The following is a 23683-nucleotide window of genomic DNA, read 5'->3' as shown; positions in this document are numbered from 1 at the left end:
GCGGCCCGGCCCGGGCGCGCGAGCTGCTGGTACGGGGCTGGAGCCGGGCCGTCGTACGGGCCCTGGGCGTACGGCTGCGCGTCACCGGCGCGGTCGCGCCGGCCCCGGGCGGGCTGCTGCTGGTGGCCAACCACGTCTCCTGGCTCGACGTCCCGCTCCTCGCCGCCGTCCGGCCGGCCCGGATGCTCGCCAAGACGGAGGTGCGCCGCTGGCCCGTGGCGGGCGCCCTGGCCGCCCGGGGCGGGACCCTCTTCATCGACCGCGACCGGCTGCGCGCGCTGCCCGGCACGGTGGCGCGGATCGCCGGGGCGCTGCGCGCGGGCCGGACGGTCACCGCCTTTCCCGAGGGCAGCACCTGGTGCGGGCGCGCCCAGGGGCGCTTCCGGCGGGCGGTCTTCCAGGCCGCGCTGGACGCCGCCGTGCCCGTGCAGCCCGTACGCCTGAGCTACCGGCGCGCCGGGCACGCGGGGGCGAGCACGGCTCCGGCGTTCGTCGGTGACGACACGCTGCTCGCCTCGCTGTGGCGGGTCGCGTCGGCGCGCGCTCTGGTCGCCGAGGTGCGGGTGCTGCCCGTGCTCCCGCCGGGCACGGCACCGGACCGGCGGACCCTCGCCCGGCTCGCGCAGGAGGCCGTACGGGGCGGCGGCACGGCGGCCGGCACCCACGCCTGACGGGCCGTCAGGTGTCGGCCGTGTCCGTTCCGGCGATGCGGGCCAGCCGGCGGTACGAGTCCAGCAGGGCGTCCTGGTCGTAGGTGCTGGTCGTGACCAGGACCTCCTGGGCGCCCGTCTCCTCGATCAGCGTCTCCAGGGCTTCGGCGACCTGCTCCTCCGTACCGGCGAGCTGTCCCCGCAGACCGGACGCGAAGAACCCGCGCTCCTTCTCCGTCATGGCCGTCGTCAGCTCCGCTACGCGCGCGGCGGGTGGCAGCGGCGGGAACGACCCCCTGGTGCGCGCGTGCGCCATCGACCAGGCCTCCGGGAGCAGCAGGCGGTGCGCCGCCTCGGGGGTGTCGGCGACCGCGACCGTGCCGGAGACGACCACGTACGGCTCGGCCGCCCAGACGGACGGGCGGAACTCCGCGCGGTAGCGGTCGACGCCGCGCCGGAGCTTCTCCCGGTCGCGCAGGTCGCCGATGACCATGGGCAGTCCGGCACGGGCGGCGATCGCCGCCCCCTCGCCCATGGCCAGTACGAAGGGCGGCACGGTCAGGCCCTCCGCGGGCCGGGCGCGCACCCCGGTGGGGGAGGTGCCGCGGAACCAGCCGAGCAGCTCCTCCAGCTGTCCCGCGAAGTCCCCGGCGTCGTCCTTGTCGCGCCCCAGCGCCCGGCGCACCCCGTCCGTGAAGCCGACCGAGCGGCCCAGCCCCATGTCGATCCGGCCCGGGAAGAGGGACTCCAGCACCCCGAACTGTTCGGCCACGACCAGCGGCCGGTGGTTGGGCAACATCACCCCGCCGGTGCCCACCCGGATGTGCCGGGTGGCCGCCGCGACGGCCGCGGCCAGCACGGTGGGGGCGCTGCCGGCGACCCCCGGCACGCCGTGGTGTTCCGCGACCCAGATCCGGTGGTAGCCGAGCCGTTCCCACTCCCGCGCCAGCCGTACGGTGTCCCGCAGCGCCGCACCGGCGTCGTGCCCCTCGCGGATGCGGGAGCGGTCGAGGACGGAGAAACGGGTCCGCGCGATCACTGAGCTCACACAGGTGTCAACGCCTGTGGCGCCCGGTGATTCCCCGGGCGCCGCGTTTGTCGGCGGCCGCCGAGGGGACCCGGCCGGGTAGTCACCACAGCAGAAGGAAGTGGAAGTCCCGTGACCGCGCACACGACCGACACACCCGTCGCACGCCGGCCCGAGACGGGGTGGGCGACGGCCCGTCAGCTGAGAGGCAAGGGCGTGCGAACCTGCGTTCCCGCCCTGGACGCCGAGGACACCGCGGTGACCGTGGAGCACACGCGGCCGGAGGACAACATCGTCCGGGGCGAGGACTGACTCCTTCCCTCACCACGACACACACCATCACGACACACATCACCACGACACACGGGTGCGGGCGGCCGAGAGGCCGCCCGCCCCGTGCTTTCCGGTTCAGACCCGCGGGGTGAACCGCTCCCAGACGCGGTGCGCGCCCAGCAGGTCCGTGATCTCCCGCAGCGCGCCGGTCGCGCTGTCGGCGGTCACCACGCCGGGCGCGCCCGGAGCGATGCCCGCGGCCTCCAGCACCGGCCCGGCGGCACCCCAGCCGCCGATCGCCTTGCCGTGCCGGAACGCCTCGGCCACCATCAGCAGCACCCGCGGGTCCGTCAGCGCCCCGGCGCCCGGCTCGCCCGCCTTGGCGTCCCGCGCGCCGTACGCGTCGGCCCCGAGGCCGGGCGAGCCCGCCAGCAGGATGGCGTCGAACTCGATCGAGCGGGCCGTGGCGTAGGTGCGCTGCGCGGTGAGGCCCGCGCCGAGCTCCCCGCCCGCCGGGGCGACCACCAGGGGCACCATGCCGGCGGTCAGCACCGCGTCGCGCACGGCCCGCACGCCTTCCAGGTCGCCCGTCGGGTCGGCGACGATGCCGATGATCCGGCCGTCCAGCGGCCAGGTGCGGCCCAGCTGGGAGAGGGCGGGGGAGGGCTCGACGTCCACGAGCGGCACCGTCGGCGCCGGGGCCGGCAGGCCGAGCCCGGTGGCCACCTGCTCGCACAGCTCCGGATCGATGTTGGCCAGCACCTGGAGCTGCCGCTCCTTGATCGGCTGCTCGTAGCACTTGCCCAGCTCGAAGGTGTAAGCGGCGACGATGTGCTCGCGCTCGACCGGCGTCATGCTCAGCCAGAACTGCCGCGGCTGGCTGAAGTGGTCGGAGTACGAGACGGGGGCCTCGCGCACCTTGCTCGCGGCGGGCACCTCCACCGGAGCCTCGACGAAGGCGGCGGTGTCGGCGCCGGCGAAGAACGGGCAGCCGCCGTCCAGGGAGTTGGGCTTGTAGGGCGCCACTCCGGTGTGGTCGGCGTGCTGGTGGAAACCGTCCCGCAGCATGTCGTTGACCGGCGCGTGCGTACGGTTGATCGGGATCTGGTTGAAGTTCGGCCCGCCGAGGCGGGTGAGCTGGGTGTCGATGTACGAGAAGAGCCGGCCGGCCAGCAGCGGGTCGTCGGTGACGTCGATGCCCGGGACGAGGTGGCCGACGTGGAAGGCGACCTGCTCGGTCTCGGCGAAGAAGTTGGTGGGGTTGGCGTTCAGCGTCAGCAGGCCGATCGGCTGGACGGGGGCCAGCTCCTCCGGGACGATCTTCGTGGAGTCCAGCAGGTCGATGCCCTCGAACGTCTGGTCGGGGGTGTCCGGGAAGACCTGGATGCCCAGCTCCCACTGCGGGTACGCGCCGGCCTCGATGGCGTCGTAGAGGTCACGGCGGTGGAAGTCGGGGTCGACACCGCCGGTGATCTGGGCCTCCTCCCACACCTGGGAGTGCACGCCGAGCTTGGGCTTCCAGTGGAACTTGGCCAGCGTGGTGGCGCCCTCGGCGTTCACCAGCCGCCAGGTGTGGACGCCGAAGCCCTCCATCGTGCGGTAGGAGCGCGGGATGCCGCGGTCCGACATGTTCCACAGCGTGTGGTGGGTGGCCTCGGTGTGCAGGGAGACGAAGTCCCAGAAGGTGTCGTGGGCGCTCTGCGCCTGCGGGATCTCGCGGTCCGGGTGCGGCTTGCCGGCGTGGATGACGTCCGGGAACTTGATGCCGTCCTGGATGAAGAAGACCGGGATGTTGTTGGCGACCAGGTCCCAGACGCCCTCGGTGGTGTAGAACTTCGTCGCGAAACCGCGGGTGTCGCGCGCGGTGTCCATCGAGCCGCGCGAGCCGAGGACCGTCGAGAACCGCGTGAACACCGGCGTCTCGACGTCCTTGGCGAACAGGGCGGCCTTGCTGACGTTCGACGCGGTGCCGTAGCCCACGAAGACGCCGTGCGCGCCCGCGCCGCGCGCGTGCACCACCCGCTCCGGGATCCGCTCGTGGTCGAAGTGGGTGATCTTCTCCCGCAGGTGGTGGTCCTGGAGCAGGACGGGACCGCGCGGTCCGGCCTTGAGGGAGTGGTCGGTGTCGTACAGCCGGGTGCCCGTGGAGGTCGTCAGGTACGCCCCGCTCTGGGCGCGGGCGGTCGGCGGGGCGCCGGTCTGCCGCCCGGTGGCGGTTCCGGTCGCGGGCGCCCCCTGGTCGGGCTTGGGCGGCAGAGGTTCCCTGGGCTCGGTCGGCTCCGCCACGGTGGGCGGCTCGCTGCCCGGCACGCCCGGGACGCCGTCCGCCGGTCCTTCGCCGCGCAGCGCGTCGACGGCCTTCTCGGCCATTGCTTTGACAGGGTTCTTCTCGCTCATCGCTCTCCCACGGTCAGGGCCCCACGTGATCACTCACCTTCGGTCAGGTGATCACGACGTGCTGTTCACTGCGCGCCCTGAGTACCCGTGTCCCCCCGGTTGAACCACAGCTCCCTCACTGCTCGTCGTGCCGGCGCAACGGCCCCCACCTGCCCGTCTGCTCGTGGACCGCCGCCCTGGCCTCCTCGATGACCCGCTCGTCGATCCAGGCCACCGGCTCGACGCCGGCGACCAGGGGCTCGTTGTCGGGGCCGCGGCCCTCCTCACGCCCGCGCAGCACCCAGGGGCGGATGTCCCGGCCCTTCTCCCGGGGCAGGTGGCAGTAGTCGTACAGGCGCCTGGCCACCCACAGCTCCACCGGACGGTCCTCCCACCACGGCTCGACGCCGAGCGGATTGGCCGACAGGCCCGGCATGAGCACACCGGTGAGGTCGTCCTTGCTGCTCACCCTGGACAGGTCGATCCTGGGGCCGCGCGACCAGCGCACGTACAGGTCGGGATGACGCTGTACCAGGTCCCCCAGTTCCCCCAGGGAACCGAGGACGGGGAGATCGTTCCTGACGCTCATCAAGCGTCCCTCCTCTGCATGCTGCCGGTCCTTCCAGGTCACGCCGGGGCGCGACCGGGCGCCCGGGTACCCAGGGGCGCAGGAGGAATCCGTGCACGATGCATACAAAAAAGGCGGCCCCCGGCGTGCGCGGACCTCCCCGGCCCCGCTCCCCGCGCACGCCCGGTCCGCGCACGCTCAGTCCGCGTACGAGGCCCGTTGCGCCGTGGCGGTCACCCGCTGTCCGTCGGCCCGGTCCAGCAGGCCCGCCGACACCCACGCCCCGACCGTCGACCGCACCCGCGCCACGAGCGCGCCCTTGCCGGCGAACGGCGCTCCGGCCCAGATCTCGTCGAGCAGCGTGGTGCCGTCCGGCCTCGCGGGGTTGGCGACCCCCGAGCCGGTGTTCCCGAAGGCGACCTCGGGCTCGTGGCGCCGTACGCAGGCGTGCGTCGGGTCCTCGGTCCCCTCGTGGAAGGGGGCGAACGTGATGCCGTCCAGTACGAAGTGGAGCGGCCTCCCGGGAACGGGGGTGAGCGAGGGCAGCAGGTCGCCGGAGAGCGCGGCGTTGCGGTGGAGCCCGACCCGGAGGTGGCCGCGGTCCTCGTCTCTTCGTACCAGCGTCTTGGGGTCACCGTCTGTTCGAGATGGACGTTCAAAATGTCGTACGACGTGCGGAGATTCGAGCAGAAGACAAGAAGGGGGCGCCGGTGCGTCAACAGCTCCGGCGCCCCCGTGCACGTCAGACCGCCGCCCACCCGTCGTCCACCGGCAGGACTACGCCGTTGACGAAGGCGGCGGCGTCGGAGGCGAGGTAGAGGATGGCGTCGGCCTGCTCCTCGGCGGTCCCCAGTCGGCCGATGTTCGCGCCGATCAGTCCCCCGATCAGGGCGGGGCCGTGGGCCTCGGGCAGGGCCTCCACCTGGATGCCGGTCGCGGTGGGTCCCGGGGCGATGGCGTTGGCGCGGATGTTCTGCTTGCGGTACATGACGGCGAGGTTCTTCACCAGGCCGACGACGCCGTGCTTGGAGGCGGTGTAGGCGGCGCCCGCCGCGCCCCCGCGCAGTCCGGCCTCGGAGGCGGTGAAGACGATCGAGCCGCCGCCCGCCGCCAGCATGTGCGGCAGCGCCGCCCGGGTGAGCAGGAAGGGGGCCGTCAGGTTGACCCGGAGGACCCGCTCCCACTCGGCGTCGTCGGTCTCGCCGAGCGCCGACATGCGGTCCATGATCCCGGCGTTGTTCACCAGGACGCTCAGGCCGCCGAACTCCTCGACGGCCCGCGCGACGACCTGGTCGGCCACCTGCTGGTCGCCGAGGTCGCCGACGACCGCGAGGGCGGTGCCGCCCGCCTCGACGATCTCCCGGACGGTCTCCTCGGCGCCCGTCGGGTTCAGGTCGGCGACGAGCACCTTCGCGCCCGCCCGCGCGAACTTCACGGCCGCGGCCCGGCCGATGCCGGAACCCGCTCCGGTGACGACGACGCCGCGTCCCGCGAAACCCGTCTCGCTCACGTTGTTGCTCCGTTCTCCCGGAGGATCCGGGGTGTACCGGGGATCCCGAGGGAAGGGGGATAATTACTTGAGTTGGGCAAGCATATGCGACTTACTTGACTCAGGTAATCAATGGGGTGTGCATGTACGGCAGCGTCAATGACAAGGCCGAGCAGGCGTGGGGCGCTCGCGGGGGAGGGCAGCAGGTCCTGATCGCCGTCGACGACCCGGGCACCCTCGAGCTGCTCAGCACGACCGTGGGCCTGGCGGGGTACCGGACCGAGGCGGCCGGGAGCAGGGACGCGGTGCTGGACCGGCTCGCGGACGGGGGGTGTGACCTCGTCATCGTCGACGCGGCGCTGCCCGGCCTCCAGCCGCTGGAACAGGGGCGCCGCCTGGACCCCGCGGACCGCCCGGCCGTCCTCCTCCTCGTACCGACCGACTCCCTGGGCGAGATCGTCCCGGGGCTCGGGTCGGTGGCGGCGACGGACTACGTGACCAAACCCCTGCGCATCGCCGAAGTGCTCGCCCGCATGCACGTGTTGCTGCGCGGTACGGGGAACGCGAACGGCGGGGCCCGGGGCGGCGTGCACGAGTGCGGCGGACTCGTGCTGGACGACATCACGTGCCGGGCGCGCCGCGGACGCCGGGTGCTCGACCTCACTCCCGCCGAGTACCGGCTGCTGCGCCACCTCCTGGTCCACGCCCACAAGGTGCTCTCCAAGGAGCAGATCGCCCGGCAGGTGTGGGACGAGTACCGCGGCGACAACGCGATCGAGCAACTGGTCTCCCGGCTGCGGCGCAAGGTCGACCAGGACGGTCCGGCGCTGATCCACACCCGCCGGGGCTTCGGCTACTGGTTGGGCCCGGAGGACGACTGACGTGCGACTCGAGCCGGTTGAGGGTCCGTCGCGGCTCGGTGCCGTCGACGGGTGTGGCGTCCGTCACGTCAGGTGGCTGTCAGGAAACTGACCGGAGGCCGTCAGCCCCCTCTGTTTGCATGTGCTCATCGAGGCCTCGATCGTCACCCGGCGCTCCGCCCCGGCGGAGCCCCCACCACCGAGGAGAGCTCATGGCCGACACCGCCGCCGGTACCACGACCGGTACCCCGGGCGGTTCCGCGCCCGAAACGGCGGACACCGTCCCCGACTTCCCCATGCCGAGGGCGGCCCGCTGCCCGTTCGACCCGCCGCCGGCCCTCACGGAACTGCAGGAGAAGGCGATCCGGGAGGAGGCGCCGCTCACCCGGGTGCGGCTGTGGGACGGCAGCACCCCCTGGCTGGTGACCCGCTACGCCGAGCAGCGCGCCCTGCTCGCCGACCCGAGGGTCAGCGCCGACCTCGCCAGTCCCGGCTACCCGGTCAAGGCGCCGCGCGACGCGTCGAGCGGCGGCCTCAGCTTCATCATGATGGACGACCCCGAGCACGCCCGGATGCGCCGCATGGTGACGGCGCCCTTCGCGATCAAGCGGGTCGAGGCGATGCGGCCGGCCGTGCAGAAGATCGTGGACGACCTCATCGACGAGCTGCTGGCCGGTCCCGACCCGGTCGACCTGGTCGAGGCGTTCGCCCTGCCGGTGCCCTCCCTGGTCATCTGCGAACTGCTCGGGGTGCCGTACGCGGACCACGACTTCTTCCAGCAGAACACCAAGACCATGATCAACCGGAACTCGGCCCCCGAGGAGCGGACCGCCGCCGTCCGCGAGCTCGCCGGTTACCTGGGCCGCCTGGTCGGCGAGCGCCTCGCGGACCCCGCCGACGACCTGCTGACCGGCCTCGCCGAGCGGGTCAGGGCCGGCGAGCTCACCCACCAGCAGGCCACGGAGACGGCGGTCCTGCTGCTGATCGCCGGGCACGAGACCACCGCCAACATGATCGCGCTCGGCACCGCCGCGCTGTTCGAACACCCCGACCAGCTGGCCCTGCTGCGCGAGAGCGACGACCCGAAGCTGGTCGCCGGAGCCGTCGAGGAACTGCTGCGCTACCTGAACATCACCCACTCCGGCCGCAGCCGCGCCGCGACGGAGGACATCGAGATCGCCGGGCAGACCGTCCGCGCCGGTGAGGGCCTCCTCGTCCCCAACGAGATCGGCAACCGCGACCCCGAGGTGTTCCCCGACCCCGACCGGCTCGACCTGCGCCGCGACGCCCGCCGCCACGTGGCGTTCGGCTTCGGCGTGCACCAGTGCCTGGGCCAGCCGCTGGCCCGCATGGAGCTCCAGGTCGTCTACGGCACCCTCTACCGGCGCATCCCCACCCTGCGGCTGGCCACCGGCATCGAGAACGTCCCGTTCAAGCACGACGGCTTCGTGTACGGCGTCCACGAACTGCCCGTGACCTGGTGACGACCGGCAGAAGAGGAAGACGACCCGCAGAAGAGGAAGAAGGACATGAGCATGCGTGTGGAACTGGACGAGCCGAAATGCGTCGCTTCGGGACAGTGCGTGATGGCCGCCCCGGACGTGTTCGACCAGCGTGAGGAGGACGGCATCGCGTTCCTCCTGACGGAGCGGCCCGGCGAGGAACTCCTCGACGACGTACGGGAGGCCGCGGCCGTGTGTCCGGCGGTGGCGATCCGACTGGTGGAGCAGTGAGGCGCGTCGTCGTCGCCGGCGCCTCGGCCGCCGGACTGGCCGCGGCCGAGGCGCTGCGCCGCGAGGGCTACGACGGCACGCTCACCCTCGTCGGCGACGAGCCCCACCTCCCGTACGACCGGCCGCCGCTGTCCAAGCAGGTGCTGTCGGGCGCCTGGGAGCCGGACCGGGTCGCGCTGCGGACGCCGGCCGACCTGGACGCGCTCGGTCTGGAACTGCGCCTCGGCGCCGCCGCCACCGCGCTGGACGTGCCGGACCGTACGGTGCGTCTCGCGGACGGCTCGGCGGTGCCGTACGACGGACTGGTCGTGGCCACCGGGGTACGCCCGCGCCGGCTCCCCGGGGACGAACGGGCGCACGTGCTGCGCACCCTCGACGACGCCGTGGCCCTGCGGGACCGGCTCGGGCCGGGCCGGCGGCTGGTCGTCGTGGGCGCCGGGTTCCTCGGCGCCGAGGCCGCGGCCGTCGCCCGGGCCGCCGGCTGCGAGGTGACCCTGCTGGAACCGGCCGCCGTACCGCTGGCCCACGCGGTCGGCGAGCGGATCGGCCGGGTGCTGTCGCGGGCCCACCGCGAGCACGGGGTCGACCTGCGCACCGGGGTCGCCGTCCGCGCGGTGACCGACGCAGGAGTGCTGACGGCGGACGGCGAACACGTCGAGGCCGACGAGGTCCTGGTGGCGGTCGGCTCACTGCCGAACACCGAGTGGCTCGACGGCAGCGGGCTGACCGTCCGCGACGGCCTGGTGTGCGACGAGTACTGCGCCGCCGCGCCGGGCGTGTACGCGGCCGGGGACGTCGCCCGCTGGCACCACCCGCTGTTCGGCACCTCGATGCGGATCGAGCACCGTACCAACGCCGCCGAACAGGGCATGGCCGCCGCCCGCAACCTGCTGCACGGCGCGGCGCGCAGACCGTTCGCCCCGGTGCCGTACTTCTGGTCCGACCAGTACGACATGAAGGTGCAGGCGTACGGGTGGCTGCGCGGCCACGACGAGGTCGCCGTCGTCGACGGCGACCCGGACGTGCGCCGCTTCCTCGCCGTCTACCGGAGCGGCGAGCACGTGACCGGTGTCCTGGCGGTCGGCATGCCGCCCCGGGCGCTCCGCACCTGGCGGCAGGCCGTCGCGTCCCGCGCTACCTGGCACGATGCGGTGGAATCCGGAACGGCGGCCACGGCACAGCCGGAACCGGACCCGGGCCGGGCGGCACGGCAGCCCGTGCCGGGCGGAGCCTGAGGGAGACCGTCCGGTGCCGCCGGGGCGCCCTCCGCCCGGGCCCTTCCCGAGTGTGGCCCGGATCGACGGGGCATGCGCGCTGGGACCGGGGCGCCCCCAGCGGTCCCTGGGCGAGCACCTGGCCGTGGTCCCGTCCGTGGCCGTCCGCGCTCAGCGCCCCCGGCGGGACAGCCAGGCGGCGGCCAGGGCACCGGAGACGTTGTGCCAGACGGAGAAGACCGCGGCGGGCAGCGCGGCCAGCGGGCTGAAGTGGGCGGTGGCCAGGGAGGCCGCGAGCCCGGAGTTCTGCATGCCGACCTCGAAGGCCATGGCGCGGCTCCCGGGTTCGCCGAGCCGGCCGAGGCGGCCCGCGCCGTACCCGAGCACCAGCCCGAGGCCGTTGTGCAGCACGACGGCGACGAACACCAGTCCGGCGGCCGACTTGATGGCGTCGGCGCTGCCCGCCACCACCACGATCACGATCACGGAGATCGTCAGCGCGGACAGCCAGGGCAGCGCCGGCAGCGCCCGCTGCACGTACCGGCCCGCCAGGAGCCGTACGGCGAGGCCCGCGAGGACCGGCAGCAGGACCGTCTTCAGGATGTCGGTGACCATGGAGCCGGCGTCGACCGGCAGGTACTCGCCGGCCAGCAGCAGCGCCAGCGGCGGGGTCACCAACGGGGCGACCAGGGTCGAGACGGTGGCGACGGAGACGGAGAGGGCGACGTCACCGCGCGCCAGGTAGGTCACCACGTTGGAGGCGGTGCCGCTGGGCGCGCAGCCGACGAGGATCACGCCGGCGGCGAGCTGCGGCGGCAGCTGCAGCAGGTGGGCGATGGCCCAGCCGAGCCCCGGCATGATGACGTAGTGCGCGACCAGTCCGAGGGCGACCGCCCACGGGCGCTTGACGACGCCCCGGAAGTCCTCGGGGGTCATGGTGATGCCCATGCAGAACATCACGACACCCAGCAGGTAGGGCACCGCCCCGCTCCAGCCGGCGAAGCTCCCGGGGAGCAGCAGGCCGAGGGCGCCCGCCGCGAGGACGAGGAGGGGGAAGACGGTGACGGCGCGGCGCGCGGAGCGGTCCCCGGTGGCGTCGCCGCTGGGCGGCTGTGCGGGTTGTTCGGTGTTCACCGTGTGAGACAACGCCTGGTGAGAGGCGTGACGCAAGGCCGTCTCGCCATGTGATCACCGCGATTCCACCGTCCGGCCGTCCTGCCGTCCCGCCGCCCTCAGGCCGCGGTCGGCAGTCCCGCCGTACGGAACACCCGCCGCTCCGCGTCCACGGCGAACACCTCGCAGCCCTCCCGCGCGGCGGCCCATGCGACGCCCTCCGCACCCAGCGCGAAGGCCGCCGTCGCGGCGGCGTCCGCCTCGGTGAGGGACGGGGCCACGACGGTGAGGCTGAGCAGGCCGGTGGCGGGCCGGCCGGTGCGCCCGTCGAGGATGTGGTCCCCGCGCTCGTACCGGGCGGAGGTCGCCACCGCGCCGTCGGTGAGCTCCAGCACGGTGCACAGCCGGTCGGCGTGCTCGGGGTGGCGCACCCCCACGCGCCACGGGCCGCCGGACACCACCACGTCACCCCCGGCGTTGAGGCAGAACCGCCGCGCGCCCGCGGCGTGCAGCAGGTCCGCCGCCCGCTGCACCGCCCAGCCCTTCACCACCGCGCACGGATCGAGCCCGCGGCCCGGCAGCCGTACGTCGAACGCCCCGCCCGTCGCCTCCCGGTACCGCTCGCACAGGCCGAGGACCTCGGCCAGGTCCGCGCTGACCGCGCCGGGGGCGAGCTCGCCCCGGTCCAGCCGCGACACCTCGCTGTCCGGGCGGAACGGACTGAACCGGGCGTCCACCTCCCGCAGCCAGGCGAAGACCGGATCGGCGTCCTCGGCGCGGGCGCCCTCGTCCTCGACCAGCAGCGAGACCGGGAACCCCATGACGTGCTCGACGCGGCGCATCCGCTCAGCCCCTCGCGTCCAGCGCGGCCTGCAGCGACTTCCGGTAGCCGTCGCTGGTGACGGTCGCGCCGGACACCGTGTCGATGTCGGCGCCCTGAGCGGAGAGCGTCTCCTCGATCAGCACGGGCACGGAGTCCCTGGTCTGCGGGTGGTCCGGCTGTTGCAGCATCCGTACCGAAGTGATCTCGTCCCCCTCGAAGGTCAGCTCCACCTGCACGGTGCCCTTCTCGGTGTTCACCGCGGATCCCCGGACGACCTGGGTGGTGGTGGCAGGCCCGGACGACGAGGCACCGGACGGCGACGAGGACGAGGGGGCGGGGACGACCTCGGCCGCCGCCGCGCCGCTCGACGCCTCGGTCGAGGTACCGCCGGAAGGCGACGGCGCGTAGCGCCACAGCGGGATCAGGCCGACGACGGTCAGCGCCACGACGGGCAGTGCTCGCTTCATGGTTCTTCTCCTCGTTCCCGCTGCCGGTCAGCCGGCCAGGCTGAAGCGCTCGAAGTGGACCTGCGCCCTGGGCACACCCAGCTCGCGCAGGGTCCGCAGCACGGCGGTGGTCATACCGGGCGGCCCGCAGACGTAGACGTCACGGTCGGCCACGTCCGGCACCAGCGCGGAGAGCCCGTCCGCGGCCAGCCGGTCGGGCGTGGGCGGCCCGGTGACCAGGTGCAGTTCCGCATCCCTGGCACGGGCGAGCTCGCGCAGCTCGTCGTGGAGGACGGCGTCCCCCTCCGACCCCACCCGGTAGACGACCACCGCGTGGCCGTGCACCTCCTCGAGCAGGGCGCGGATCGGGGTGACGCCGACGCCGCCGGCGATGAGCAGGGCGTCCGGCCGGGTGCGGTGCAGGGTGGTGAAGGCGCCGTAGGGGCCCTCGGCGAACACCCGCGTGCCGGGCTTCAGGTGCCGGAGGGAGGCGCTGCCCTCACCGGCCGCCTTCGCGGTCAGCCGCAGCCGGGTGCCGTCGGGCGCCGCCGACAGCGAGAACGGGTTGGCCTGCCACCAGCGGTCGCGGGTCAGGAACCGCCACAGGAAGAACTGGCCCGCGCGCGCGGGGAGCCGGTCCAGGTCGCGCCCGGTCATGTAGACCGAGACCACGTTGTCCGACTCGGGGACGACCGCCTCCACGCGCAACTGGTGGCGCCAGTTGCGCCACAGCGGGAGCACCACCCGGCCCACGAGGACGGAGCCGAGGGCGACGCCCCACAGGGCGTACCAGTACACGGTCGCCGCGGGCGAGGTGGTGAACGTCGTCCCCGCGGCGACCTGGTGCGTGAACGCCAGCACCACCGCGAGGTAGGTGTACAGGTGGATGAAGTGCCAGGTCTCGTACGCGAGCCGGCGCCGGGCGGAGCGCACCGAGACCGCGCCCACCACCATGATCAGCACCAGCGCGACGACCGCCCGCAGCACGCCCTCGACGGTCTCGGCGAGGTCCACCAGCTGGTTCACCGGGTCCATCGAGGAGTACGCGGCGTACCCGAACGTGATGAACACGCCGTGCCCCACCAGCATCCACAGCAGCAGGAAGCCGGTCCAGCGGTGCCAGGAGGTCAGCCGGTCCATGCCGATCCGGCGGTCGAGCCAGGGCAGCCGGGCCACGAGCACGAGCTGGAAGGCCATGACCAGTGCCCCGTACAGGCCGGTCAGCCGCCCCAGCAGGAGCAGGGCGCTCGAGCCGGTGCCGGCCTGCAGGAAGAGCACGGTCACCACGGCCACGTTCGCGGCGAGGACGGCGTACAGGCCGGTGCGGGCCACCACTCTCGGCCGTATCGCCGACGGGGTGGGCGGGGTCGGCGGTCGAACCTGCTGGGCGGTCGTCACGGGCGGCAGCTCCTCGTTCGGTGTTCGGGTGTGGGGTTACCGAGCGCTCTTGAGCCTGCCTGCTGAAACCTGTCGTTCTGCTGTCGCCCAACTTTCAAGTTCTTAGCGGTTCGGTCCCGGAGCGCACAGGAGGGGGTCCGTCATGGCCTCATAGGGACGTGCAGCAGTATGAACAGGTGGAAAGAGTGCGCCTCCTCGTCGTGGACGACGACCCGCCCATCGCCGACCTCGTGGCCACCGTCGCCCGCTACGAGGGCTGGGAGGCGGTCACCGCGAACGCCGGGGAGGAGGCGCTGCGCCGGGCCGCGGAGTTCCGCCCGGACATCGTCGTCCTCGACCTGATGCTCCCCGACCTGGACGGTTTCGCGGTCCTGGACCGGCTGCGCCGCTCCGGGACGATGGTGCCGGTGGTCTTCCTCACCGCCCGCGACGGCGTCGCCGACCGGGTCGCGGGCCTCACCCGGGGCGGTGACGACTACCTGGTCAAGCCGTTCGCGGTGGAGGAGCTGATGGCGCGGCTGCGGACCGTGCTGCGGCGCAGCGCGGGCCCCGGCTTCCAGCGCTCCGTGCTCCAGGTCGCCGACCTCACGATGGACGAGGACACCCGAGAGGTGCGGCGCGGCGACCGGCTGCTCACCCTCACCCCCACCGAGTACGAGGTGCTGCGCTACCTGATGCGCAAGTCGCCGACCGTGCTGACCAAGGCGCAGATCCTGGATCACGTGTGGGAGTACGGCTTCGGCGGCCGCTCCAACGTGGTCGAGCTGGTCGTCAGCCGCCTGCGCCGCAAGCTGGACGGCGACGGCGGTGACGGCGGCGACGACGAGGGCCGCGCACCGCTCATCCACACGGTGCGGGGCGTCGGCTACGTGGTGCGGCAGGTCACCGGGTGAGCGGCGGCCGACTGCGGCACGCCTACCGCCGGATGCCGCTGGGCACCCGGCTCGCGCTCGGCCTCGGCGTGCTGTCGCTGGTGGTGTTCGCGGTCGTGGGCACGGCGCTGTCCACGTACATGCGGGACTACCTGGAGCGCCAGCTCGACGACCAGATGAGGCTCGTCCAGATCACCCAGTCCAAGGACGTCCTCGCGCACGGAGCGGTGCAGCGCAAGCCGTACTTCGGCTGGTACACCGCCGCCTACGAGGTCTCCGGCTCCACCGCCCGGCTCCGCGCGCCCGACGACGCCGACGACGTGCCCGAGGACGCCGGGGAGCTCGCCGCCGTCGCGGAGCTGCGCTCGACGACCGGGGAGGACCTCTTCCGCACCGCCCACCTGCGCGGGCAGGGCACCTACCGGCTGCGCGCCTGCGAGGTGGAGTCCGGGGTGGTCCTGGTCACCGCCGCCCCGACGACGGACATCCGGGCCACCATGCGGCAGCTGTACACCGTGCAGATCGTGGCGTTCGCGCTGGCGCTGGTGGCGCTGGTGCTGTCCGGCCGGGCGATGCTGCGGCGCGGGCTCAAGCCGATCGGCGACATGGCGCACACCGCCCGCGGCATCACCTCACACGACCTGACCGACTCGGCGCGGCTGCCGGTGCGGGCCGGCGGCGGCGACGGCGGCCCGGAGGTGGAGGAGCTGCGCACCGCCTTCAACACCATGCTGGAGCACATCGACGACGCGCTCGTCGTGCGCACCCGGGCCGAGCAGCGGCTGCGCCGGTTCGTCGCGGACGCCTCGCACGAGCTGCGCACCCCGCTGACGTCGGTGCGCGGGTACGCGGACCTCTTCCAGTACGCGGCCGCCCACAGTCCCGAGGAGCGGGACAAGCACCTGGGACGGCTGCGCGCCGAGGCGGCCCGGATGAGCGTGCTCCTCGACGACCTGCTGCTGCTCGCCCGGCTGGACGCCGCCGAGGTCGAGGAGCCGCTGCGCCTCACGGAGACGGACCTCGGGGAGCTGGTGCGCCAGGCCGCGGACGCGTTCCGCGCGGGCCACCCCGACCGCCCGCTGACGGTCACCGCCGGCGCCGGGCCCGTACGGCTCCGTCTGGATCCGCTGCGGGTGCGGCAGGTGCTGGACAACCTGCTCACCAACGCGGCCGTGCACACCCCGGCCGGTACGCGGGTCCGTCTGGAGGTGACCCGGGAGGGGGCCGCCGGGTCCGGTACGGCCACGGCGGTCGTGCGGGTCGCCGACGAGGGGCCGGGCATCCCGGCCGAGGACCGGGAGCGGGTCTTCGACCGCTTCTACCGGGTGGACAAGGCCCGCAGCCGCGACCGCGGCGGCAGCGGACTGGGGCTCGCGGTCGCCCGCTCCCTGGTGGCCGCGCACGGCGGCACGATCGAGCTGACCGGCGGGCCCGGCTCCACGGTCTTCACCGTCCGGCTGCCCATCGGCGGAACGGTCTGAACGGCCGGGGGATACAGGTGACCGCTTTACTTGAGTTAGGCAACGATAAGGTAAAGTGCTGTCCATGCCCACACCACCGCGCCCCGCCGTCCCCGCTTCCCCGTCCCCGGAAGTGGTCGACATCGAGCGCGCCCTCTCCCGCATCACCTACCTGGCCACGCGTGCCCGCCAGCACGAGAAGCTCATGGCGCGCGCCGGGGTGCCGCTCGACCGCGCGGCCGTGGCGCTGCTGCGGCGCATGGCCGACTCCGAGCCGCTGCGCCCGGGAGAGCTGGCCAACCGCCTCGGTGTGGAGGCCTCCCACGTCACCCGGCAGGTGCAGCAGCTCCTGAAGTCCGGTTACGTGACCCGTGTCCCCGACCCCGACGACCGCCGCGCCCAGCGCATCGAGCTCACCGAGGCCGGCCGGGAGGCGGTCCGCCGGGTCCGTGAGGCCGGTGTGCGCGGCATGCAGGCGGCGCTGTCCGACTGGGCGCCCGAGGAACTGGGGCAGCTCGCCGCCCTCTTCCACCGCATGGTCGACGACTTCCTGGCCGCGTCCGAGACCGAGGAGGAGCCGGGAGCCGCCGTCCCGGCGCACGGGCACACGGGTGTCGCCTGAGGTGGGCGGTGTGGCGCAGCACAGCACCCCGCCCGGCGGCGACCGGCCCCTCGCGGTGTTCGACCTGGACAACACCCTCGCCGGCACCGCGCACCGGCAGCGCTTCCTGGAGCGGAAGCCGCGCGACTGGGACGCGTTCTTCGCGGCCGCGCCGCACGATCCACCGCTGGCCGAGGGCGTGGCCCTGGTGCACGAGGCCGCCGCGGCCTGCGAGGTGCTGTACCTGACCGGGCGGCCGGAGCGCTGCCGCCGCGCCACGCTGGACTGGCTCGCCGCGCACGGCCTGCCCGAGGGCCGCGTCCTCATGCGGCGGAACGACGACCGCAGGCCCGCCCGCCGCACCAAGCTGGAGACCCTCCACGGCCTCGCCCGCACCCGCGAGATCCGGATGCTCGTGGACGACGACGAACTGGTCTGCGAGGACGCCGAGCGGGCGGGCTTCACGGTCGTACGGGCGCGGTGGGCGGCGGCCTCCGCCGCGCTGGAGGCGGCACAGGAGCGCGAGGGACGGACCTGAGCGGCCGGGCGGCCCGCACCACCTGGCCGCCCGGACCCTCAGTCGCTCTCCTCCAGCCGGAAGCCCACCTTCAGGCCGACCTGGTAGTGCTTGATGTTGCCGTTGTCGAGATAGCCCCTGACCTGGGTGACCTCGAACCAGTCCAGGTTGCGCAGAGTCTGCGAGGCGCGCGCGATGCCGTTGCGGACGGCCTGGTCGACGCCGTCGGGCGAGCTGCCGACGATCTCCGTGACGCGGTAGGTGTGGTCGGACATGCGGGTGCTCCTCTCGGCCGTGGCCGGTGTGCCACGCGTCACTCCACGGTGCCGCAGAGTGCCGCTGCCCGCGAGGCGTCGGTGAGCCGTCGGAGCCGGTGTCGTGTCCTCGGCCGGGGACATGACACAGCTCCTCACCCGGCCACGCTCAGCGACAGCGCGAACCTCGCCTCCCGGTCGGTCCACCAGTGGCGCAGGCGCAGGTCCGCCGCGGCCAGTTCGGCGCGTACGCCGCCCCGGCGGAACTTCGCCGAGACCTCGGTGCGCAGCTCCTCGCCGGCCGCGAAGTCGACGGCGAGGCCGAGCGCCGGGATCTTCACGGTCTGCGCGGTCCGGGCCCGCAGCCGCATCTCGATCCACTCCCGCCCGGCGTCCCACCGCGCGACGTGCTCGAACGCGCCGGGGTCGACGTCCGCGCCGAGCTCCCGTACGAGGACGGACAGCACGTTCTTGTTGAACGCGGCCGTCACCCCGGCCGCGTCGTCGTACGCGGCCACCAGCACCGACGGGTCCTTCACCAGGTCCGTGCCGAGCAGCAGCGCGTCGCCGGGCGCGAGCAGGGCGCGGACCGAGGCCAGGAACACGGCGCGCTCGGCGGGCAGCAGATTGCCGATCGTGCCGCCGAGGAACGCCACCAGGCGCGGGCCGGGTGTGTCGGGCAGCGTCAGTTCCCTGGTGAAGTCGGCTATCAGCGCGTGCACCAGCAGCCCGGGCCGCTCCGCGGCGAGCGCCTCGCCCGCCTGCCGCAGCGCGCTCCCGCTGACGTCGACCGGCACGTACGCGCGCAGGTCCGGCATGGCGTCGAGCAGGTGCCGGGTCTTGTCGGAGGAGCCGGAGCCCAGCTCGACCAGGGTGTGCGCGCCGGTGGCGGCGGCGATCTCCGGGGCGCGGGCCAGCAGGATCTCGCGTTCGGCGCGCGTCGGGTAGTACTCGGGGAGTGCGGTGATGCGCTCGAACAGCTCGCTGCCGTGCGCGTCGTAGAACCACTTGGGCGGCAGCGTCTTGGGGGTGCCGGTCAGGCCTTCCAGGACGTCGGCGCGCAGGGCCGCGTCCGTGGCGTCCTCGGGCAGGATGCGGGTGATGAGGAAAGGGCTCACGGGATCGGCTCCTTCGGCGGCGGGGGTGCGGACGGCACGTCGTCGTGGAGGTCCTCGAGCGGGGTGAGCAGGACGTCGGTGCCGCCCGCCGTGAGCAGCGTGCGGTCGGGCACCTCCTGCCAGCGCGGATCGTCGTCGTACGGTTCCGAGGCGACGACGACGCCGCGGCGGGGCTCGGCGAGGTACCACAGCGTGTCGCCCCACGCGGTGGCCGTGATCGTCCCGCCGTCGGTGAGCAGCAGGTTGAGGCGGGAGCCGGGCGCAGCCCGGGCGACCTCCGCGACCGTGCGGGCCAGCGCCCGCCCCCCGTCGTCACCGGCGCGCAGCCGGCCGAGGACCAGCGCCCAGACGAACGCGGAGTCCGAACGCGCCGCCATGGACAGCAGTTCGGTGGCGGGCAGCTCGCGGACCAGGGGGGCGAGGGAGCGCGGCCAGCCGGCCACGGCGCCGTTGTGGCTGAACAGCCACGCCCCGGCGGCGAACGGCGCCGCCGCGGCCTCCCCGTCCGGGCTCGCCACGGTCGCGTCCCGCACCGCGCCGAGCAGCGCGGTGGTCCGCACGACCCGGGCGAGGTCCGCGAAGGAGGCGTCACCCCAGACGGGCCCGGAGCGCCGGTACCGGGCCGGCACCGGGTCGCCCTGCGCGTACCAGCCGACGCCGAAACCGTCCGCGTTGACGGTCCCGAAGCGCTGCCGCCGGGGCGCCCACGACTGCCGGAACAGGCTGTGCGGCGGGTCGGACAGCAGTCGGCCGATCGGCTGCTCGGCCCCTACGTACGCCAGGTGACGGCACATCAGACGGCCTCCCGGGCGGCCAGGGCCTCCGGGGAGGCGTCGCGGGCCGTGCGGAACCCGCTGAAGATCTGGCGCCGCACGGGATAGTCCCAGTTGCGGAACGTCCCCCGGCAGGCCACCGGGTCCACGGCGAACGAGCCGCCGCGCAGCACCTTGTACTCGGGGCCGAAGAACACCTCCGAGTACTCCCGGTACGGGAACGCCGTGAAACCCGGATAGGGCTCGAGGTCGCTCGCCGTCCACTCCCACACGTCACCCATCAACTGCCGGACCCCCAGCGGCGATTCCCCGGCCGGGTAGCTGCCCGCCGGGGCCGGGCGCAGATGGCGCTGGCCCAGGTTGGCGTGGGCGGGTCCCGGGTCGGTGTCGCCCCACGGGTAGCGGCGGGAGCGGCCGGTCGCCGGGTCGTGCCGGGCCGCCTTCTCCCATTCGGCCTCCGTCGGCAGCCTGCGCCCGGCCCAGCGCGCGTACGCGTCGGCCTCGTACCAGGACACGTGCAGCACCGGCTCGTCCGGCGGGACGGCCTCCACGACGCCGAACCGGCGGCGCAGCCACCGCCGGCCCTCGCGGCGCCAGAACAAAGGGGCCACGATGCCGTGCGCCCGGACGTGGGCCCAGCCCTCCGGCGCCCACCAGCGCGCGTCGTCGTACCCGCCGTCCTCGACGAACCCCTGGTAGGCGCCGTTGGTGACGGGGGCGGTGTCGATGTGGAAGGGGGCCACCGTACGCCGGTGCGCGGGCCGTTCGTTGTCGAGCGCCCACGGCTCGGTGGACGTGCCCATGGTGAACGGGCCGCCGGGCACCAGGACCTCCGACGGCCCCGTGAAGTTGGGGGCGGGCGGGGGGTCCTCCGCGGTCAGGGCGGGAGCGCCGGTGCGCAGCTGGTGCGTGATCAGCATCGTCTCGTCGTGCTGTTGCTCGTGCTGGGCGATCATCCCGAAGGCGAAGCCCGCCTCGGTGAGCCGGTCGCCGCCCCGGAACGCCGTGCCCTCCAGCACGTCCAGCGCCCGGCCGCGCACCTCGTGCACGTACCGGCGGGCCTCGGCGGGCGGCAGCAGCGGCAGCGCGGGCCGCTCGGCGCGCGGGTGCTCGAAGGCGTCGTACAGGCCGTCGATCTCGGGCCGGATCGCCTCCTGCCCGCCGACGGTACGCAGCAGCCACTGGTCCTCCTGGTTGCCGATGTGCGCGAGGTCCCACACCAGCGGCGACATCAACGGCGAGTGCTGCGCGGTCAGTTCGGGGTCCTCGACACAGGAGGTGAGCAGCGCGGTGCGGGCGCGGGCCGCGAGCAGCGCGTCGAGGGCGCGCTCGCGGAGCGCCTCGGGGTCGGCGGTCCCGTCGGGGACGGTCATGGGTGGATGTCCTTCCCGTGGAGGCGCTCGAGCAGGTCGTCGGCGGGGCAGCGGCCCCGGGCCACGTACCGGTCGGCGAAGGCGGCGACGGCGTCCCGTACGTCCGGGCCGGCGCCGAGGCGGGGCAGGGCCTCCAGCGCCGCGCCGAAACAGACGGCCGCCGCCTCGCGCAGTTCGGGGTCGGCGAGGCCCGACCGGGCCGCCGCGTGCCACAGCGGGTTGCGCGGGGCGGGTGCCGGACCGGCCCGCTCGGCGAGCGGTTTGACGGTCCGGTAGGCGGTCTCGGCCGCCTCCGGGTCGTCGAACAGGGCGGCCGTCACGGCCAGCGGCACGATCCACCCGTCCTCGCCCGGCTGGGCGTCGATCATGCGCAGTTCGAGGTGGCCGCGCGGCCGTACCGGCGGGAACAGGGTGCTCACGTGGTAGTCCAGGTCCGCGCGGTCCGGCGGGTCCTGCGACCGGGTCCAGTCCCGGAAGCTGAGGGCCTCGGGCACCTCCCAGGGGCCGCGGCCGTCCCGGGACCGTACGCACAGCACGGGCGCGTCCAGGACGTACCGGGCCCAGGCGGCCCGCGGATCGCCGTCGAGCGGCGGGGCGAGGGTGCGGCCGGGGTCCATCGCCGCCCAGAGGGACTGCCGCGTGGACCGCCGGCCGGTGGGGCGGCCCCGGGCCAGGGGCGAGTGCGCGAACGCGGCCAGCAGCACGGCGCCCAGCTGGTGGGCCAGCCACCAGCGCCGTCCGAGGCCGAGCGGGCCGGGCTCCTCGTACCCGGCGTCCAGGCACACCTGGACGGAGGCGGAGGAGCACATCATGGCGCGGCCCTCGGGCCCGAAGCGGTCGAGGTAGGTCTCCATCGCGTCGTAGCGGGGCTCGTGGAGGTACCGCTGCGGGGAGTTCCAGGGATCGTGGCCGTGGCCGCGGAGGGCCAGGTCCGCCTCGCGCAGTACGGCGCGGACGGCGGCGAGATCGGCCGAGACGGACCGGACGACGTCCGTCAGGGTGGCGGCGGGCGCCGAGCTGAGTTCCAGCTGGCCGCCGGGCTCTACGGTGAGCGATGAGGTCAGGGACAGGGTGCGCAGTGCGGCGTAGGCCGCTTCGAGCCGCTCGGGCGAGGCCCGCAGGCGCGGTCGCCGCCGTTCGTGGACGAGCCATTCCAGTTCGACACCGAGGGTGCGGGGCGGACCGGTCTTGAAGCAGATGCCGCGGACCAGCGCTTCGGCGTCGGCCTCGGTGACGGGTGAGCGGGGCTCCGTACAGTCGCCGATGGAGTCAGACATGTCGGGATCCTCCTGAGACACCAGCATGCCGCCACCGGCCCGGGACCGGAGTCGGCCGGACCGGCAACGCTCGTTCCACCCAAAACCATCTGGCCGGATCGCACAAGGGTGCCCCGGACGCCCGACGGCACCGGCAGGTCCCGTCCCGGGCGCCGTGAACCGGCACTCGGACGGTGCGTCATACGCCGTCCGGACCGCGATGTTCCGTTGCGGGACGACGCCGCCGTCGCCCACGATGCGGCAGTGAGGACGACGGGGGACGCAACGGGGGTGGCGCGATGAGCGCGCGGCTGCGCGGGATCGCGCGGGAGACGGAGGACATCGTCACGGCGGGCGCCTACCGCGCACCCGGCGGCCACGAGGTGCGCATCGCGGAGTCGGCGGCGGCCGCGCGCGCCGCGACACGGATGTACGGGCCGCACGCTCCTGGACGAGCCGTACGCCGCCGGGTTCCTGACGTCCGCCGCGCCCAACGCCGCGGTCGTCCGGCGTACGGCCCCGGAGCGCGTGCCCGGCCTGCCGGGCGCCCTGGCGGTCCGCGCCGGACGGGTCCTGGGGACGGCCGCGGCGTGCGGCTACCGGCGACTGGTGCTGGGCGCCTGGGGCTGCGGGGGCCTCGGCAACGACCCGGAGCAGGTCGCGGGCGCGTTCCGGGCGCTGCTGTTGACCGGCGGACGGTTCGACGGACGCTTCGAGCACGTCGTGTTCGGCGTGCTCGACCGTACGGCGGGGGCGGTGGTGCGGGGGGCGTTCGAGCGGGCGTTCACCAGGACCGCGGGCGCACGGTGAACCCCCGCACCGTCAGCGCCAGCCATAGTGCTCCCGCAGCCGGTGCACCACGGAGTTGAAGCGCATCCGGTCCAGCGCGCAGGCCTCGCGCCGCATGCCCGCCTCGTGCAGCCGCAGCAGCCGGTCCACGGCCACCCACGAGGCGCGCCCCGACCGGTCCCACGGCCCGCTGCCGATCGGCACCCAGTCGCGGTCCCCGTCCCGCCCCTTGCTGGACAGCTGGACGGCCAGCAGCGTGCCCCCGGGCTCCCGGGCCACCACGAGCACGGGCCGGTCCTTGCCCCGCCCGTCGTTCTCCTCGTACGGCACCCAGGTCCAGACGATCTCGCCGGGGTCCGGGTCGCCGTCGTGCGCGGGCGCGTACTCGGTGCGGACCCGGCCCACCTCGCGGGGGTCGGCCTCGGTGGTGGCGGTGGGGCCGGAGCGGCCGGGCGTGTCCTGGGCGGCAGACGTAGTCACGGGGACACGGTAGAGGGCGGCTGATCCTTGACGGCGACCGGGTGGCCCGGGGGCGGATGCGACGTGTGTCACCGGCCGCCGGTGAACTCGGTGCCTTCGTCGAGCCATTCGATCTCGGCGGTGGGGGAGAGGCCGGGGTCGTTGGTGCAGCCGAGAGCGGTGGCCATCTTGCCTCCGGCGATGGCGATGACCTGGATGCGGGCCTTCTGCGCCTCCCGGT

General features: G+C 74.2%; 24 protein-coding genes and 2 pseudogenes. 11 read left to right on the top strand and 15 right to left on the bottom strand.

What is annotated here, in order from left to right; all coding sequences use genetic code 11:
• Positions 1-671 (top strand): lysophospholipid acyltransferase family protein (locus UW392_RS27260; protein ID WP_320777770.1); only part of this gene is annotated, 671 nt, incomplete at its 5' end.
• Positions 672-678: 7 nt separating this feature from the next.
• On the opposite strand, the gene UW392_RS27255 is transcribed toward UW392_RS27260, so the two are convergent.
• Positions 679-1698 carry an LLM class flavin-dependent oxidoreductase gene (locus tag UW392_RS27255; protein ID WP_320777769.1) on the bottom strand — a complete coding sequence of 340 codons (1020 nt, stop codon included), beginning with the start codon at positions 1696-1698 and terminating at the stop codon, positions 679-681.
• Positions 1699-1809: 111 nt separating this feature from the next.
• Between UW392_RS27255 and UW392_RS27250 the strand changes: the two genes are divergently transcribed.
• Complete coding sequence (locus tag UW392_RS27250; RefSeq protein WP_320777768.1) at positions 1810-1989, top strand: hypothetical protein; 180 nt, start codon at positions 1810-1812, stop codon at positions 1987-1989.
• Positions 1990-2085: 96 nt separating this feature from the next.
• On the opposite strand, the gene UW392_RS27245 is transcribed toward UW392_RS27250, so the two are convergent.
• The 4 genes and pseudogenes from UW392_RS27245 to UW392_RS27230 form a co-directional block, all read right to left on the bottom strand.
• The gene (locus UW392_RS27245) at positions 2086-4347 is read right to left on the bottom strand and encodes a catalase (RefSeq protein ID WP_320777767.1); all 2262 of its coding nucleotides are present in this window, start codon (positions 4345-4347) and stop codon (positions 2086-2088) included.
• Between the two features lie 115 nt (positions 4348-4462).
• Positions 4463-4915 (bottom strand): DUF6098 family protein, encoded by a 453-nt coding sequence (locus UW392_RS27240; protein ID WP_320777766.1) that lies wholly within the window; start codon positions 4913-4915, stop codon positions 4463-4465.
• Between the two features lie 177 nt (positions 4916-5092).
• A pseudogene (locus UW392_RS27235) lies at positions 5093-5485 on the bottom strand (glycosylase); the annotation flags it as partial.
• A gap of 151 nt (positions 5486-5636) precedes the next feature.
• A complete protein-coding gene (locus UW392_RS27230) occupies positions 5637-6404 on the bottom strand; it encodes an SDR family NAD(P)-dependent oxidoreductase (RefSeq protein ID WP_320777765.1) in 768 nt (255 codons plus the stop codon).
• A gap of 122 nt (positions 6405-6526) precedes the next feature.
• On the opposite strand from UW392_RS27230, the gene UW392_RS27225 reads away from it, so the two are divergent.
• The 4 genes from UW392_RS27225 to UW392_RS27210 all read left to right on the top strand — a co-directional run bounded on the left by UW392_RS27225 (position 6527) and on the right by UW392_RS27210 (position 10211).
• Complete coding sequence (locus tag UW392_RS27225; RefSeq protein WP_320777764.1) at positions 6527-7264, top strand: response regulator transcription factor; 738 nt, start codon at positions 6527-6529, stop codon at positions 7262-7264.
• Positions 7265-7455: 191 nt separating this feature from the next.
• Positions 7456-8727 carry a cytochrome P450 gene (locus UW392_RS27220; protein WP_414496706.1) on the top strand — a complete coding sequence of 424 codons (1272 nt, stop codon included), beginning with the start codon at positions 7456-7458 and terminating at the stop codon, positions 8725-8727.
• Positions 8728-8778: 51 nt separating this feature from the next.
• Positions 8779-8976: a ferredoxin gene (locus UW392_RS27215; protein WP_320777772.1), complete on the top strand. Its 198-nt coding sequence runs from the start codon at positions 8779-8781 to the stop codon at positions 8974-8976.
• Positions 8973-10211, top strand: coding sequence for an NAD(P)/FAD-dependent oxidoreductase (locus UW392_RS27210; RefSeq protein ID WP_320777763.1), 1239 nt, complete (start codon positions 8973-8975; stop codon positions 10209-10211). Before UW392_RS27215 ends, UW392_RS27210 begins: the two co-directional genes overlap by 4 nt.
• Before the next feature lie 150 nt (positions 10212-10361).
• On the opposite strand, the gene UW392_RS27205 is transcribed toward UW392_RS27210, so the two are convergent.
• The 4 genes from UW392_RS27205 to UW392_RS27190 all read right to left on the bottom strand — a co-directional run bounded on the left by UW392_RS27205 (position 10362) and on the right by UW392_RS27190 (position 13970).
• Positions 10362-11324, bottom strand: a complete 963-nt coding sequence (locus UW392_RS27205; RefSeq protein WP_320777762.1) for a bile acid:sodium symporter family protein — start codon at positions 11322-11324, stop codon at positions 10362-10364.
• Positions 11325-11422: 98 nt separating this feature from the next.
• Positions 11423-12145, bottom strand: coding sequence for an FAD:protein FMN transferase (locus UW392_RS27200; protein WP_320777761.1), 723 nt, complete (start codon positions 12143-12145; stop codon positions 11423-11425).
• A 4-nt stretch (positions 12146-12149) separates the two neighbouring features.
• Entirely contained in the window at positions 12150-12593 is a 444-nt protein-coding gene (locus tag UW392_RS27195; RefSeq protein WP_320777760.1) for an FMN-binding protein, read from the bottom strand.
• 27 nt (positions 12594-12620) lie between these two features.
• Entirely contained in the window at positions 12621-13970 is a 1350-nt protein-coding gene (locus UW392_RS27190; RefSeq protein WP_320777759.1) for a ferredoxin reductase family protein, read from the bottom strand.
• Between the two features lie 176 nt (positions 13971-14146).
• Between UW392_RS27190 and UW392_RS27185 the strand changes: the two genes are divergently transcribed.
• The 4 genes from UW392_RS27185 (at position 14147) to UW392_RS27170 (ending at position 17441) form a co-directional block, all read left to right on the top strand.
• Positions 14147-14863, top strand: coding sequence for a response regulator transcription factor (locus tag UW392_RS27185; protein WP_320777758.1), 717 nt, complete (start codon positions 14147-14149; stop codon positions 14861-14863).
• Positions 14864-14895: 32 nt separating this feature from the next.
• Complete coding sequence (locus UW392_RS27180; protein ID WP_320777771.1) at positions 14896-16323, top strand: sensor histidine kinase; 1428 nt, start codon at positions 14896-14898, stop codon at positions 16321-16323.
• A 64-nt stretch (positions 16324-16387) separates the two neighbouring features.
• Positions 16388-16924, top strand: coding sequence for a MarR family transcriptional regulator (locus UW392_RS27175; RefSeq protein WP_320777757.1), 537 nt, complete (start codon positions 16388-16390; stop codon positions 16922-16924).
• 1 nt (position 16925) lies between these two features.
• A complete protein-coding gene (locus tag UW392_RS27170) occupies positions 16926-17441 on the top strand; it encodes a hypothetical protein (protein WP_414496707.1) in 516 nt (171 codons plus the stop codon).
• A 38-nt stretch (positions 17442-17479) separates the two neighbouring features.
• On the opposite strand, the gene UW392_RS27165 is transcribed toward UW392_RS27170, so the two are convergent.
• The 5 genes from UW392_RS27165 to egtA form a co-directional block, all read right to left on the bottom strand.
• Positions 17480-17695, bottom strand: a complete 216-nt coding sequence (locus UW392_RS27165) for a dodecin (protein ID WP_320777755.1) — start codon at positions 17693-17695, stop codon at positions 17480-17482.
• Positions 17696-17829: 134 nt separating this feature from the next.
• Positions 17830-18792 carry an L-histidine N(alpha)-methyltransferase gene (gene egtD / locus UW392_RS27160; protein WP_320777754.1) on the bottom strand — a complete coding sequence of 321 codons (963 nt, stop codon included), beginning with the start codon at positions 18790-18792 and terminating at the stop codon, positions 17830-17832.
• Entirely contained in the window at positions 18789-19586 is a 798-nt protein-coding gene (egtC, locus tag UW392_RS27155; protein ID WP_320777753.1) for an ergothioneine biosynthesis protein EgtC, read from the bottom strand. The genes egtD and egtC overlap by 4 nt, the downstream gene beginning before the upstream one ends.
• The gene (gene egtB / locus UW392_RS27150; protein WP_320777752.1) at positions 19586-20938 is read right to left on the bottom strand and encodes an ergothioneine biosynthesis protein EgtB; all 1353 of its coding nucleotides are present in this window, start codon (positions 20936-20938) and stop codon (positions 19586-19588) included. Before egtB ends, egtC begins: the two co-directional genes overlap by 1 nt.
• A complete protein-coding gene (gene egtA / locus UW392_RS27145; RefSeq protein WP_320777751.1) occupies positions 20935-22215 on the bottom strand; it encodes an ergothioneine biosynthesis glutamate--cysteine ligase EgtA in 1281 nt (426 codons plus the stop codon). The genes egtB and egtA overlap by 4 nt, the downstream gene beginning before the upstream one ends.
• 278 nt (positions 22216-22493) lie before the next feature.
• Between egtA and UW392_RS27140 the strand changes: the two are divergent.
• A pseudogene (locus tag UW392_RS27140) lies at positions 22494-23004 on the top strand (TIGR02452 family protein).
• Positions 23005-23016: 12 nt separating this feature from the next.
• Here the strand turns inward: UW392_RS27140 and UW392_RS27135 are convergent.
• On the bottom strand, positions 23017-23463 hold the full coding sequence (locus UW392_RS27135; RefSeq protein WP_320777750.1) for a type II toxin-antitoxin system PemK/MazF family toxin: 447 nt from the start codon (positions 23461-23463) through the stop codon (positions 23017-23019).
• Between the last annotated feature and the right edge of the window lie 220 nt (positions 23464-23683).

This window comes from Streptomyces sp. CRN 30, from assembly GCF_034105845.1.
The sequence above is the reverse complement of the archived record's forward strand: the minus strand, read 5'-3'. Positions and strand labels throughout refer to the sequence as shown.

What these genes read in the sequence shown, in the direction of transcription:
- UW392_RS27220 (WP_414496706.1), top strand. Translation starts at nt 7,456, where the DNA reads ATGGCCGACACCGCCGCCGGTACCACGACCGGTACCCCGGGCGGTTCC.
- UW392_RS27175 (WP_320777757.1), top strand. Translation starts at nt 16,388, where the DNA reads ATGCCCACACCACCGCGCCCCGCCGTCCCCGCTTCCCCGTCCCCGGAA.
- UW392_RS27215 (WP_320777772.1), top strand. Translation starts at nt 8,779, where the DNA reads ATGCGTGTGGAACTGGACGAGCCGAAATGCGTCGCTTCGGGACAGTGC.
- UW392_RS27180 (WP_320777771.1), top strand. Translation starts at nt 14,896, where the DNA reads ATGCCGCTGGGCACCCGGCTCGCGCTCGGCCTCGGCGTGCTGTCGCTG.
- egtA (WP_320777751.1), bottom strand. Translation starts at nt 22,215, where the DNA reads ATGTCTGACTCCATCGGCGACTGTACGGAGCCCCGCTCACCCGTCACC.
- UW392_RS27245 (WP_320777767.1), bottom strand. Translation starts at nt 4,347, where the DNA reads ATGAGCGAGAAGAACCCTGTCAAAGCAATGGCCGAGAAGGCCGTCGAC.
- UW392_RS27165 (WP_320777755.1), bottom strand. Translation starts at nt 17,695, where the DNA reads ATGTCCGACCACACCTACCGCGTCACGGAGATCGTCGGCAGCTCGCCC.
- UW392_RS27195 (WP_320777760.1), bottom strand. Translation starts at nt 12,593, where the DNA reads ATGAAGCGAGCACTGCCCGTCGTGGCGCTGACCGTCGTCGGCCTGATC.
- UW392_RS27225 (WP_320777764.1), top strand. Translation starts at nt 6,527, where the DNA reads ATGTACGGCAGCGTCAATGACAAGGCCGAGCAGGCGTGGGGCGCTCGC.
- UW392_RS27200 (WP_320777761.1), bottom strand. Translation starts at nt 12,145, where the DNA reads ATGCGCCGCGTCGAGCACGTCATGGGGTTCCCGGTCTCGCTGCTGGTC.
- egtC (WP_320777753.1), bottom strand. Translation starts at nt 19,586, where the DNA reads ATGTGCCGTCACCTGGCGTACGTAGGGGCCGAGCAGCCGATCGGCCGA.
- UW392_RS27240 (WP_320777766.1), bottom strand. Translation starts at nt 4,915, where the DNA reads ATGAGCGTCAGGAACGATCTCCCCGTCCTCGGTTCCCTGGGGGAACTG.
- egtB (WP_320777752.1), bottom strand. Translation starts at nt 20,938, where the DNA reads ATGACCGTCCCCGACGGGACCGCCGACCCCGAGGCGCTCCGCGAGCGC.